The organism is Stenotrophomonas sp. STEN063, assembly GCF_056854515.1.
Genome location: NZ_JBXFWF010000095.1, coordinates 1 through 12,191, shown reverse-complemented (window position 1 = coordinate 12,191; position 12,191 = coordinate 1). Strand labels below are relative to the sequence as shown.

The window sequence follows — 12,191 nt, the reverse complement described above, 5'->3', positions numbered from 1 at the left end:
ATTAAAACAATTGAATCATTGCTTGATTAAACGTCTGCAAGATGGACAGTCATCCATTCCTGCAGGCGTCCTCACAAGATACCTGCGCATACTTTCAAAGAACTTCGAATCAGGCCTCAGCGCCTTCTTCGCAGGCTGCGACGTTTCCGTCGTAGCGAGCCGCCCATTATAGCCGGCTTTTCTGCTTCGTCAACACCTCATTTCGAGGCGGTGACTTCAAGCTTTCCTTCCGCTTGCGCCTCTTGCGAGGCCCCTGCGTCGGGGGAGGTGAAGTATGTGCTTCTTTGCGGGGTTTGTGAAGGGGGGTGTTGGATGTTTTTTCCAACTTTCGTTCATTGGGCCGCTGGAGAAGCTGGGAGTGCTTTGCTTGCACCTTATTAATGTGCGGAGCCGGAGCCGTATAGATGCGCTGATTGAGCTTACGGTGCCGCGGAAACAACACCACTTCGCTCTGCCCTCACCCCAACCCCTCTCCCGCAAGCGGGAGAAGGGCTTTGAGCGTCATTTGTGCGAGAGGGGGCTTTGCTCGCTTGCGCTGTCAGTTGGCTGCCACCAGCAGGACGCGGGCGAAGGTGCGCTTGCCTACCTGCAGCAGACCTTCGAAGCCGGGCTGCAGTACGGTCTGGGCGTCTTCGACCACTTCGCCGTCCACCTTCACCGCACGCTCCTTGAGCTTGCGTGAGGCTTCGGAGTTGCTGGGGGTCAGGCCCGCAGCCGTCAGCAGCGCGCCGATACGCAGGCCTTCGGCCGGGATCGCAACTTCCTGCAGCGGCAGCTGGGTGATGTCGCCCTGCCCGGTCACCGCGGCATTCCAGCCGGCAATGGCCTGCTCGGCAGCAGCAGCATCGTGGAAGCGGGTAGCCAGCTCGCGCGCCAGGCGAAGCTTGATCTCGCGCGGGTTGATGCTGCCTGCCTCGACGTCGGCGCGCAGCTGCTTGGCCTCGTCAATCGAGATGTCGAAGCTGAGCAGGTCGATCCAGCGCCACATCAAGGTGTCGTCCACCTTCATGGTCTTGGTGACGATGTCGATCGCCGGTTCACTGATACCAATGTAGTTACCCAGCGACTTGGACATCTTGTTGACGCCGTCCAGGCCTTCCAGCAACGGCATGGTCAGCACGATCTGCGGCGCCTGCCCGTGGTGCTCCTGCAGGCCGCGGCCCATCAGCAGGTTGAACTTCTGGTCGGTACCGCCGAGCTCGACGTCCGCCTCCAGCGCCACCGAGTCGTAGCCCTGCACCAGCGGGTAGAGGAATTCGTGGATGGCGATGGACTGCTGGGCGGCATAACGCTTGGCGAAATCGTCGCGCTCGAGCATGCGGGCGACGGTGTGCTGGCCGGCCAGGCGGATCATGTCGGCCGCAGTCATCTTGCCGAACCACTCGGAATTGAAGCGGACTTCGGTCTTCTCGCGGTCCAGCACCTTGAACACCTGCTCTTCATAGGTGCGCGCATTGGCCAGCACGTCTTCCTTGCTGAGCGGCTTGCGGGTCAGGCTCTTGCCGGACGGGTCGCCGATCATGCCGGTGAAGTCGCCGATCAGGAAAATGACCTGATGGCCGAGGTCCTGGAACTGGCGCAGCTTGTTCAGCAATACGGTGTGACCCAGGTGCAGGTCCGGTGCAGTGGGGTCGAAGCCGGCCTTCACGCGCAGTGGGCGGCCGCTTTCCAGACGCTGGCGCAGTTCTTCCACTTTGAGGATTTCATCGGCTCCACGACCGATCAGGGCAAGGGCTTCATCAATCGAGGACACGCTAAAACTCCCGACTTCGCAGTCAAAAACATGAATGGTGTTAAGTACAAGTTAACCACGTTAACCGATTGAAAAGCCATGCGGCTCAATGGTTTGACGCGGTATTGATAGGTGTCTATGTTACCTGCGTTTGGGCCCGCGATCCGGGTCGACCAGAGAACCGACCGATGTCCCAACCCGATCATGGCTCCGCGCGCAAACAGCGCTTCCAGGAAAGACTCCACGTCCTGCACGACAACGCCCTGCATCGGAAGTTGAAGGAACATCTGCCCGCCGCGTTCAACGAACGCTGGAACCGGCGGCATTGGATCCACGCCAGCCTGTTCGTCACCATCGGTGCACTGGCGGCCACGATCGTCCCCGGTTTTTCCAATTCCATTGACAGCAACCTGCCGTCGTCGCATTCCACGCTTGCCCTGCCCCTGCCGCCGCTGTCACTGGCGCGGCGCGGCGAAACCCCCGGCGACAGCTGGCAGATCCAGCGGGTGGAGCGCGGCCAGACCCTGAGTGACCTGTTCGAAGCCGCCGGCGTACCGGCGACCACCATGCAGAAGGTGCTGGACCATCCGGGCACCCGCGAGGTGTTGACCAAGCTGCGCCCGGGCGCGGAAATCGCCTTCGACCTGCCGGTCAACGGCAGCCTGCGCAGCATCCGCTTCGACCGCGATGGCAATCACCGCGTGGAGCTGACCCTGCAGGGCGACCAGATCAGCGAAAAGGTCAGCGAGCGGGCAACCAGCACCCGTACCGTGGTGGCCAGCGGCGAGATCACCAGCTCGCTGTACAACGCCGCCCGCAAGGCTGGCTTGTCGCCGTCGGCCATCGCCACGATGACCGATGAGATTTTCAAGTACGACATCGACTTCTCCAAGGACCTGCAGCCGGGCGACCGTTTCAGCGTGGTGCTCGACGAAACCTGGCGCGAAGGCGAGCGCATCGACACCAGCAAGATCCTGGCGGCGACCTTCCAGACCGGCGGCAAGACCTATACCGGCTTCCGTTTTGATCGCGCCGGCAAGTCCGAATACTTCGACCTCAATGGCCGTTCGTTGAAAAAGAGCTTCATCCGTTCGCCGATCCAGTTCGCGCGCCTGAGCTCGAACTACGGCACCCGCCGCCATCCCATCCTCGGCACCATGCGCACCCACAAGGGCGTGGATTACGCCGCACGCACCGGCACCCCGATCATGGCCGCCGGCGACGCCCGCGTGCAGTTCGCCGGCACCCAGCGTGGTTACGGCAATGTGGTGATCCTCGACCACGGCAGCGGCCACACCACGCTGTACGGGCATATGTCGCGGCTGGGCCCCTACCGTGCCGGCCAGCGCGTGAACCAGGGCCAGGTGATCGGCTACGTGGGTTCCACCGGCATGTCGACCGGTCCGCACCTGCATTACGAATTCCGCGTCAACGGCGTGCACCGCAACCCGCTGTCGGTGACGATGCCGCCGCCGCAGCCGCTGCAGGGCGCCGACCTGGCCGCCTTCCGTGCACAGACCGCACCGGCGATGGCACGCATCCAGGGCATGGAAGAACTGATCTACGCCGATGCCGGCGACAGCAGGAAGCCGGCGGCAACGCAGACTGCCGCTGCCGCTGCCGCACCGGCAGCAGGCGGCAAGCGCGGCTGAGCCAGCGCAACACCGTTGACGATACGGGCAGGGAGCTTGAAGCTTCCCTGCCCGTTTCTTTTTAGCGACCGCCATGACCTCTGTTGATCCGCAGCTGCCGCTGTTTCTTGGCCTGATGTCCGGCACCAGCGCCGACGGCATCGATGCGGCGCTGGTGCAGTTTCCGCAGAGCGGTGGATGCCGCTTCGTACACGGTCATACCCATGCCTGGGACGGCGCGACCCGCGATGCCCTGATCGCACTGGGCCAAGGCGGCGAGCCCGCATCGATGGATGCACTGGGGCAGCTGGATGCCAGTGTTGGCATCGCCTTCGCCGCTGCCGCCAACCAGCTGCTGGAAGATGCCGGCGTGCGCCGCGAGCAGGTTCGGGCAATCGGCTCGCACGGCCAGACCATCCGTCATCGGCCGCTGAGCACTCCGGCGTTCACCTGGCAGACCGGCGATGCCAACCGTATTGCCGAGCTGACCGGTATCACCACCGTTGCCGATTTCCGCCGCCGCGATGTGGCTGCTGGCGGGCATGGCGCACCGCTGATGCCGGCCTTCCATCTGGCGATGCTGGGCAGTGCCGACGAAGATCGCGCGGTGCTCAACCTAGGTGGCATCGCCAACCTGAGCCTGATTGCCCGCGACGGTAGCATCCGCGGTTTTGATACCGGCCCGGCCAATGCCTTGCTGGACGGCTGGTGCCAGCGCCATCTTGGTCATGCGTTCGATGGCGATGGCGCGTTTGCTGCCAGTGGCCGGGTGGATGAAGCACTGTTGGGTCGGCTGCTGGCCGAGCCTTGGTTTGCCTTGCCGCCGCCGAAGAGCACCGGTCGCGAGCAGTTCCATCTGGAATGGGTGGAGGCGCAGCTGGGCGTGAATGCGTTGGCACCTGCGGATGTGCAGGCGACGCTGCTGGAACTGACCGCAGCCACGGTGGCCGAGGCATTGCTGGCACAGCTGCCGGCGGCGCGGCGCGTGCTGGTCTGCGGTGGTGGGGTGCGCAATCCGCAGTTGCTGGCGAGATTGCAGGCACGGTTGCCGGGTGTGCTGATCGGTTCCAGCGCCGAACACGGGCTGGACCCGGATTACATGGAGGCGATGGGCTTTGCGTGGTTGGCGCAGGAAACCCTGGCGGGGCGGCCAGGCAATCTGCCCAGCGTCAGCGGTGCGCGCGGGCCGAGGATTCTGGGCGCAATTCATCTGGCATGAGCACCGGGGTTGTAGGAGCGGCGTAAGCCGCGAAGCTGACCCTGCGTCCAATCGACGTGCATACCCAAGGCGGGATTGCCCAGCGCTGTCTACGCCGGATCCTTCAGTGACTTCGCAGCTTACGCCGCTCCTACAGGCATTTCAGGCATTGCCGGGAACGCCTCAGCCGAGCATGGCTCGGCTCTACAGTCGTTCAAATGTCGCTGCCGGTCGGCAGCGCCTGCAGGGCCTTGATCGCTTCGGACAGGACATCCACTTCGGGGTCTTCGAATCCGCCACGCACATGATGTTCGCTGGCGAACAAGCCTTGTTCCAGCAACGCCAGGCAGGTTTGTTCGCGGGTCCAGCCGCGCGCCACCGACAGGCGGCGGATGCGCTCCATCAGCAGCGGATCGATATCACGCAGAGTCACGTCAGCCATGTGCACCACACTACTGTCGGCGGAGCCCCCCGGCGGCATCATCAACGACACCGCCGGAGGATTCAATCAGCGCGCGGGATCAACCCGCGCGCGACAGCTGGGTAGTGGCATCGACCTCGCGCCGCAGCCACCATGCCATCAGCAGGCCCGGCAGGCCCACCACCACCGATACCAGGAAGAAAATCTGCCAGCCGTAGGCGTCGGCCAACACCCCCGCAAACGGCCCGACAAACACCCGCCCCAAGGTCGCAAATGCCGATAGCAAGGCGTAGTGGGTAGCCGAGAAACGCGTCCCGCACAGACCACTGAGCAGGGCAACAAACGCGGCCGTGCCCATGCCACCGGCGAAGTTGTCCAGGCTCAATGCAAACAGCAGCAGGCCATCCATCGGCGTAGGCTGGTCCAGGTGGACGATCAACAGGTTGAACGCCGGCACCTCAACCGTGCCCCAGGCCCCTGCTCCTTCCCGCGCCAGCAGGTAGAAACCGAGATTGGACACCAACTGCAGCACCCCGAAGCCGATCACCGCCGTCGACAGACGCAGACGCAGCAGGAAGAAGCCACCGACGATGGCGCCAACAATCGTCATCAACAGGCCGATGGTCTTGTTGGCCAGCCCCACTTCAGCCTGGCTGAAACCCATGCCCTTGAGCAGGAACGGGGTGGACAGGCTCAACGCGAACGCATCGCCCACCTTGTACAGCACCACCAAGGCCAGGAACGCCCCCGCGCCACGCATGCCGAAATAGCTGCGCAGCGACGCGTTGAGCGTCTCGAACCGCACCCAACGGGTAACGCCCAGCCCCAACACCATGGCCGCGGCGATCTGGGTGACGACGAACACCAGCCGCACCCAGCGGTCGGTGCTGTCCGGATCGAGCCCGAACAACACCAGCGCCTGGTGGGCCAGCCATGCTCCCAGCGCCACGCCGGCGACCAGTGCCAGGAAACCACGCAGCTCACCGCCGGCCTTGGAGACCGGTGCCTTGAAGCGCTCCGGCAGCTGCGGCATCAACAGCAGCGCCAACACGCCCACTGCCACCGACAAGCCCGCCATCACCCGGTAGACCTGCGGCCAGCTCTGCCATTGCTCGGCCCAGATAAGGGTGATGCCGCCAGACAGGACCATCGCCAGACGATAGCCAAGGACGGTAAGCGAACCGCCCAGGCCGCGCTCGGCCGGCGCCAGCAGATCGGTGCGGTAGGCATCGATCACCACATCCAGCGTCGCCGACAGGCAGGCCACCAGCACCGCGACCGACGCGAACAACGCCAGGTTGCGCGATGGCGACAGCGTGCTCATGAAGGTCAATGCCACGCCAAGCGCGAACAGCATCAGCACGATCCAGCCGCGCCTGCGCCCGAGTAATGGCAGATCGAAGCGGTCGATCAGCGGCGCCCACAGGAACTTGAAGGTGTACGGGATACCGATCAGTGACAGGAAGCCGAGCGTGACCAGGTCCAGCCCGTCCACGGTCAGCCAGGCCTGCATCGCGCCGCCGGTCAGCGCCAATGGCAGGCCGGAGGCAAAACCGAGCAGCAGGATCACGAACAACCGGCGCAGGCGTTGCAGCCCGGCCGGCGGGGCTTCCACTACCGCTTCACTCACAGGTCGTAGTCCACGGTGAACGGGGCGTGGTCGGAGAAGCGCTGGCCGGTATAGATCGAGCTGCCACGCAGGCGATCACGCAGGCCCGGGGTGACGAACTGGTAGTCGATGCGCCAACCGACGTCGTTGGCGCGGGCCGCGCCGCGGTTGCTCCACCAGGTGTAGTCCTGGCCTTCCGGGTGCAGCGCGCGGTAGGCATCGACCCAGCCGCGGCCGTTGGCCGTGTCGGTCAGCTCGGCCTGGTCGGCGCAGAAGCCGTTCATCCAGTCGCGCTCCTGCGGCAGGCAGCCGGAGTTCTTCTGGTTGGATTTCCAGTTCTTGATGTCCAGCGCGCTGCGCACGATGTTCCAGTCGCCGCACAGCACGTAATCACGGCCGCTGGCCAGCCATTCGTCGAGGATCGGCTTCAACCATTCCATCACCTCGTACTTGAAGCCCTGGCGCAGCTCGCCCGAGGACCCGGAGGGGATATAGAACGAGACCACGCTGAGGTTGCCGAAGCGCGCCTCGATGTAGCGGCCTTCGTCATCGAACGGCGCCCAGCCCAGTGCCGTACGCACCTCGTCCGGCTCACGCCGGCTCCAGATACCTACGCCGCTATAGCCCTTCTTGGTGATGGCGTCGCGGTAGAAACAATGGTGGCCGTCCGGGCGGAACAGCGCGTCGGTCAGCTGCGACTCCTGCGCCTTGGTCTCCTGGATGCAGAGCACGTCGGCCTGCTGGGCCAGGAACCACTCGTTGAAACCCTTGGTGGTGGCCGAACGGATGCCGTTGGCATTGAAGCTGATGATGCGCATGAAGGACCGCTGTTGGGAAAGCTCAAGACCGGCACAGCATACCGCCCGGACCGGGGCGGCCGACAAACCGGGCCTCAGCTTTCCCCTGACAGCAGCCCGGTTCGCTGCGGGGACCCTGCCCGGACCCGCAGCGCAGCAATTGCAAGGGCCATGCTTTACCCTAGGAGCCTCAATAGACGATAAGACAGCGTATTTACATGAGTGACCACCGTTCCCGTTTCCTGCAGCTGGCGTTGAATGCCGACGCGCTGCGTTTTGGCCAGTTCACCCTCAAGTCTGGCCGGGTGAGCCCGTATTTCTTCAATGCTGGCCGTTTTGACACCGGTCTGGCGCTGGCCCAGCTGGGCAACTGCTACGCCGACGCCATCGACGACGCCGGTATTGCCTTCGACCAGCTGTTCGGCCCGGCCTACAAGGGCATCCCGCTGGCCACCTCGATTGCCTGCGAGTTCTCGCACCGCGGCCGCAACCTGCCGTTGACCTTCAACCGCAAGGAAGCCAAGGACCACGGCGAAGGCGGCACCCTGATCGGCGCCGACATGGCCGGCAAGCGCATCCTGATCGTTGACGACGTGATCACCGCCGGTACTGCCATCCGCGAGGCCCTGGCCATCATCCGCGAGGCCAAGGGCATCCCGGCCGGCATCGTGGTGGCACTGGACCGCCAGGAGATCGCTTCGGAAGAAGACCGCCGTTCAGCCGCGCAGGCGGTGTCCGCAGAGACCGGTATTCCGGTGATCGCGGTGGCCAATCTGGCCGATCTGCTTGCATTCGCGTCCGGGAACCCGGAACTTGTTGGCTATCGCGAACCGTTGCTGGCCTACCGTGGCCGCTACGGGAGCAATCCGACAGGCTGATAGCAGGGGGCTGCCATGGTGCCGAATCCGTCCAAAACCGCCGCGACGTTGGTGCTGATGCTGGCTGCACTGGCATTGCCGGCGCTGGCGCAGAACAAGCCAGCCGATCCCGGCAAGAAGCTGTATTGCTGGGATGAAGGCGGCAAGCGCATCTGTTCGGACACCTTGCCACCGGAAGCGGTGAACAAGGCGCGCGAGGAGTTCAACGCCCGTAGCGGCATCCGCGGTGCGGATGTGCAGCGCGCGCTCACCGCCGAAGAACGTGCCGACGCGGCCCTGGCCAAAGCCCAGGAGGAAGTGGACGCAGCGGCGGCTGATACGCGCAAGCGTACCGAGCAGGCGATGCTGTCCACCTACGCCACTGAAGATGATCTGCGCCGTGTGTTCAGTGAGCGCACGGCGATTGTCGACAACAACGTCAAGACTGCGGTCTTCAACGTGACCAGTCTGCGTGGCGCGTTGGCGGCACAGCTCACCGCTGCAGGCAACAAGGAATTGGCCGGGCAGAAGGTGCCTGACAAGCAGGCCGGCGAGATCCGCCAGCGTCACAACGAACTGATCGCACAGCTGCGCCTGCAGATGGCGTTTGAGCAGCAGCGGCAGGCATTGGAAGTTGAGATCGCCGAGAGCCTGGCGCGGTATCGCGAGCTGAAGGGGATTGCAGCGCCGGTTGATACCGCAGCGGCTGCAACCGCACCTACTGCCAGCACAGAGCCTGCCAAAGGCTGAGCGGTAGCCGGTAGGCGGTAGTGCCGAGCCATGCTCGGCAGGGGCTTTCCCGATCAATTGTTGGATTGAGAATGAAAGCGGCCTGAGGGCCGCTTTTTTCTTAAAAGCTTCCAGTCAAAAGCTTCCCCTCATCCGCCCCTACGGGGCACCTTCTCCCGTAAACGGGAGAAGGGATTGGCTTCCTGCAATTCCAAGTCCGCGAGCTGCTGCAAGTCCCTGAGCTGCTGAAAGTCCGTGAGCCAAAGCAAAGCCAGCCGCAAGCCATGACCGCCATGCCTTCTCCCGCCTGCGGGAGAAGGTGCCCCGCAGGGGCGGATGAGGGGGCTTCGGCTCTGACTCTGACTCTGGCTTAGGATTCGGCTCTGGTTCTGGACTTTGACGCCGCTTCCACCGCGCCGTCAGCCGCCCCTCCCCAAAACCCCACTTTTTACGCGCCTTTTACGCCAACCCAACCCCAGCAGCGTCGATCGTTTACGCCCCCCAGGCGGACGATAGCGGCCTGATCGGGGTGATCAGACTTGTCGTTCGCGCCTGCCTGCCGCCCTACCCGTCCACCGACGCGTACTCCGGCAGCCCCGGCCGCGTCCTGATCGTGATTCGAGGTTTCCATGCCCGGCTGGCTTGCTCTGTTGTGCGGCGTAGTGGTGCTGATCGCCGCTGCCTACCTGTTGTACGCGGTCCTACGACCTGAGTCGTTCTGAGGAGCGCCATCGTGATTGAACCCATCCTCATCATTCTGGCCAGCCTGGCGCTGGCATGGCCGCTCGGTCTGTACCTGGCGCGGCTGATGCGCGGTACGCCGATGCGTATCGACGTCCTCTTCCATTGGGTCGAAAAACCGCTGTACCGCGTGCTCGGGGTTGATCCCAACCACTCCATGTCCTGGCGCGGCTATGTGGTCGCGTTCCTGATCAGCAACCTGGTGTTGGCGGTGCTGACCCAGGCGGTGTTCATGACCCAGGCCTGGTTGCCGTTGAACCCGGACAACATTCCCAACATGCGTTGGGACACCGCGCTGCACACCATGGTGTCGTTCCTGACCAACACCAACCAGCAGCACTACAGCGGCCAGGCGCAGCTGTCCTATTTCGCGCAGATGACCGGCATCACCGGCCTGCAGGTGATCACCCCGATGATGGGCTTGGCACTTGCAGTGGCAACGCTGCGTGCCTTGTTCATGAAGCCTGCCAGCAACGACACCGGCAATGCCCCCGTACGCGTCACCGTGGGCAACTACTACGCCGACGTGGTGCGCCTGTGCCTGCGCTTCCTGCTGCCGCTGTGCCTGGTATGGACGCTGCTGCTGAACTGGCAGGGCGTGCCTTCCACGCTGGCCGCTGGCCCGCAGGCGACGCCGATCGATGCCAGTGCCGGCATGGACACGCAGAAGATCCCGCTCGGCCCGGTCGCGGCGATGGTCGCAGCCAAGCAGCTCGGCGCCAATGGCGGCGGCTGGTACGGCCCGAACAGCGCCTTCCCGCTGGAAAACCCGACGCCCTTGTCGAATGCACTGGAACTGATCGGCATCCTGCTGATCCCCATGGCCATCATCTGCATGCTCGGCAGCTTCACCGGCCGGCGTCGCTTTGGTGCGCTGGTGTTCGGCTGCATGTTGACCATGTCGGTACTGTCCACCAGCGCCAGCCTGTGGCTGGAAGGGCACAGCCGCAGCGCCACCAGCGCCTTGCTGATGGAAGGCAAGGAAGCACGCTTCGGTGCCGATGGCACAGCGCTGTGGTCGTCCATCACCACCCAGGTGCAGAACGGTTCGGTCAACGGCATGCATGATTCGCTGAGCCCGCTCGGCGGCATGATGCCCATCGTCAACATGCTGATCAGTGCCATCTGGGGCGGCATCGGCTGCGGCATCCAGCAGTTCCTGGTCTATCTGATGATGGCGGTGTTCCTGGCCGGCTTGATGACCGGTCGCACACCCGAGCTGCTGGGCCGCAAGCTGGAAACGCCGCAGGTACGCCTGCTCGCGGTGCTGGTGTTGCTGCAGCCGATCACCCTGCTCGGGCTGACCGCACTGACCCTGGCCGTGCCCGGCCTGGCCGGCACCTCCAACCCCGGCTTCCATGGCATCAGCCAGGTGTTCTACGAGTTCACCTCGGCCTATGCCAACAACGGCTCGGGCTTTGAAGGACTGGCCGACAACACCGTGTGGTGGAACCTGAGTTGTGCACTGGTGTTGGTGCTGGGTCGTTTCCCGATCCTGATCATCCCGCTGGTCATCGCCACCCAGCTGGCCGCCAAGCGGCAGGTGCCGCAAAGCGCGGGCAGCCTGCAGATTGAAACCCCGACCTTCGCATTGACGCTTATCTGCGTGGTCATTGTCCTTACCGTGCTGCAGTTCCTGCCAGCGCTGGTGCTTGGCCCGGTGGCCGAACACCTGAGCCTGGTGGCCCTGCAGGGAGCCCCCTCACCGTGAACGCCCCCATGAACCGCTCCGCCTCTCCTGCGGCATCTTCTCCTGCGGCAGCCCGCCGCCCCGCCCTGCTCGATGCCGCCGGCCTGCGCCGTGCCCTGTTCGACTCGGTCCGCAAGCTGTCACCGCTGCACCTGCTGCACAACCCGGTGATGGCGGTGGTGATGGCCGGCACCGTGCTGGCCTTGATCGTCACCCTCAGCGGCACCGCGCCGTTGGGCTTTGGCCTGGCCGTCACCGCGATCCTGCTGGTGACGGTGCTGTTCGGCAATTTCGCCGAAGCCGTGGCCGAGGCGCGTGGCCGTGGCCAGGCCGCGTCGCTGCGCCGTGCACGCCAGGACCTGGTCGCACGGCGTGTCGCCACGCCGTTGCAGGGTGCTGCCGAAAGCCGCGTGCCAGCTGCCGAGCTGCGCCCGGGTGAGTATGTGATCGTCAGCGCCGGCGAGTTCGTGCCGGCCGATGGCGAGATCGTGCACGGCCTGGCCACCATCAACGAGGCAGCAGTGACCGGCGAATCCGCTCCAGTACTGCGCGAGGCCGACACCGACCGCTCCGGCGTGATCGGCGGCACCAAGGTGCTGTCCGACGAGATCGTGGTGCGGGTCAGTGCCGAATCGGGCCATAGCTTCCTCGACCGCATGATCGCGCTGGTGGAAGGCGCAAACCGGCAGAAGACGCCCAACGAGATCGCGTTGACCTTGTTGCTGGCAGCGATGTCGCTGACCTTCCTGGTGGTGGTGGCTACGCTGCGGGCGATTGCGGGCTTTT

At 64.4% G+C, this 12,191-nt stretch carries 11 protein-coding genes; 7 read left to right on the top strand and 4 right to left on the bottom strand.

Going from position 1 to position 12,191, the window contains the following annotated elements; all coding sequences use genetic code 11:
* Window positions 1-538: 538 nt before the first annotated feature.
* Window positions 539-1,753 (bottom strand): tyrosine--tRNA ligase, encoded by a 1,215-nt coding sequence (gene tyrS, locus AC1VWL_RS18235; RefSeq protein WP_482987620.1) that lies wholly within the window; start codon window positions 1,751-1,753, stop codon window positions 539-541.
* A 167-nt stretch (window positions 1,754-1,920) separates the two neighbouring features.
* On the opposite strand from tyrS, the gene AC1VWL_RS18230 reads away from it, so the two are divergent.
* Window positions 1,921-3,384, top strand: coding sequence for a peptidoglycan DD-metalloendopeptidase family protein (locus AC1VWL_RS18230; RefSeq protein ID WP_482987619.1), 1,464 nt, complete (start codon window positions 1,921-1,923; stop codon window positions 3,382-3,384).
* A gap of 73 nt (window positions 3,385-3,457) precedes the next feature.
* Entirely contained in the window at window positions 3,458-4,582 is a 1,125-nt protein-coding gene (locus AC1VWL_RS18225; protein ID WP_482987618.1) for an anhydro-N-acetylmuramic acid kinase, read from the top strand.
* Between the two features lie 193 nt (window positions 4,583-4,775).
* Here AC1VWL_RS18225 and AC1VWL_RS18220 read toward each other — a convergent pair whose 3' ends face one another.
* The 3 genes from AC1VWL_RS18220 to AC1VWL_RS18210 all read right to left on the bottom strand — a co-directional run bounded on the left by AC1VWL_RS18220 (window position 4,776) and on the right by AC1VWL_RS18210 (window position 7,409).
* Complete coding sequence (locus AC1VWL_RS18220; protein WP_482987617.1) at window positions 4,776-5,003, bottom strand: hypothetical protein; 228 nt, start codon at window positions 5,001-5,003, stop codon at window positions 4,776-4,778.
* 79 nt (window positions 5,004-5,082) lie between these two features.
* The gene (locus tag AC1VWL_RS18215; protein ID WP_296252815.1) at window positions 5,083-6,612 is read right to left on the bottom strand and encodes an AmpG family muropeptide MFS transporter; all 1,530 of its coding nucleotides are present in this window, start codon (window positions 6,610-6,612) and stop codon (window positions 5,083-5,085) included.
* Entirely contained in the window at window positions 6,609-7,409 is an 801-nt protein-coding gene (locus AC1VWL_RS18210; RefSeq protein WP_482987616.1) for an exodeoxyribonuclease III, read from the bottom strand. The genes AC1VWL_RS18215 and AC1VWL_RS18210 overlap by 4 nt, the downstream gene beginning before the upstream one ends.
* 197 nt (window positions 7,410-7,606) lie before the next feature.
* On the opposite strand from AC1VWL_RS18210, the gene pyrE reads away from it, so the two are divergent.
* From pyrE to AC1VWL_RS18185, 5 genes are all read left to right on the top strand, one after another.
* The gene (pyrE, locus tag AC1VWL_RS18205) at window positions 7,607-8,266 is read left to right on the top strand and encodes an orotate phosphoribosyltransferase (protein WP_481533083.1); all 660 of its coding nucleotides are present in this window, start codon (window positions 7,607-7,609) and stop codon (window positions 8,264-8,266) included.
* A 69-nt stretch (window positions 8,267-8,335) separates the two neighbouring features.
* The gene (locus AC1VWL_RS18200; protein WP_482987621.1) at window positions 8,336-8,995 is read left to right on the top strand and encodes a hypothetical protein; all 660 of its coding nucleotides are present in this window, start codon (window positions 8,336-8,338) and stop codon (window positions 8,993-8,995) included.
* Window positions 8,996-9,603: 608 nt separating this feature from the next.
* Entirely contained in the window at window positions 9,604-9,696 is a 93-nt protein-coding gene (locus tag AC1VWL_RS18195; protein WP_054660392.1) for a potassium-transporting ATPase subunit F, read from the top strand.
* Window positions 9,697-9,707: 11 nt separating this feature from the next.
* Window positions 9,708-11,426: a potassium-transporting ATPase subunit KdpA gene (gene kdpA / locus AC1VWL_RS18190; RefSeq protein WP_482987615.1), complete on the top strand. Its 1,719-nt coding sequence runs from the start codon at window positions 9,708-9,710 to the stop codon at window positions 11,424-11,426.
* A gap of 8 nt (window positions 11,427-11,434) precedes the next feature.
* Window positions 11,435-12,191 (top strand): P-type ATPase actuator domain-containing protein (locus AC1VWL_RS18185; protein ID WP_482987614.1); only part of this gene is annotated, 757 nt, incomplete at its 3' end.

Excerpts from the sequence above, each read along its gene's own strand:
- AC1VWL_RS18225 (WP_482987618.1), top strand. The coding sequence starts at position 3,458 with ATGACCTCTGTTGATCCGCAGCTGCCGCTGTTTCTTGGCCTGATGTCC.
- AC1VWL_RS18210 (WP_482987616.1), bottom strand. The coding sequence starts at position 7,409 with ATGCGCATCATCAGCTTCAATGCCAACGGCATCCGTTCGGCCACCACC.
- AC1VWL_RS18230 (WP_482987619.1), top strand. The coding sequence starts at position 1,921 with ATGTCCCAACCCGATCATGGCTCCGCGCGCAAACAGCGCTTCCAGGAA.
- AC1VWL_RS18220 (WP_482987617.1), bottom strand. The coding sequence starts at position 5,003 with ATGGCTGACGTGACTCTGCGTGATATCGATCCGCTGCTGATGGAGCGC.
- AC1VWL_RS18195 (WP_054660392.1), top strand. The coding sequence starts at position 9,604 with ATGCCCGGCTGGCTTGCTCTGTTGTGCGGCGTAGTGGTGCTGATCGCC.
- pyrE (WP_481533083.1), top strand. The coding sequence starts at position 7,607 with ATGAGTGACCACCGTTCCCGTTTCCTGCAGCTGGCGTTGAATGCCGAC.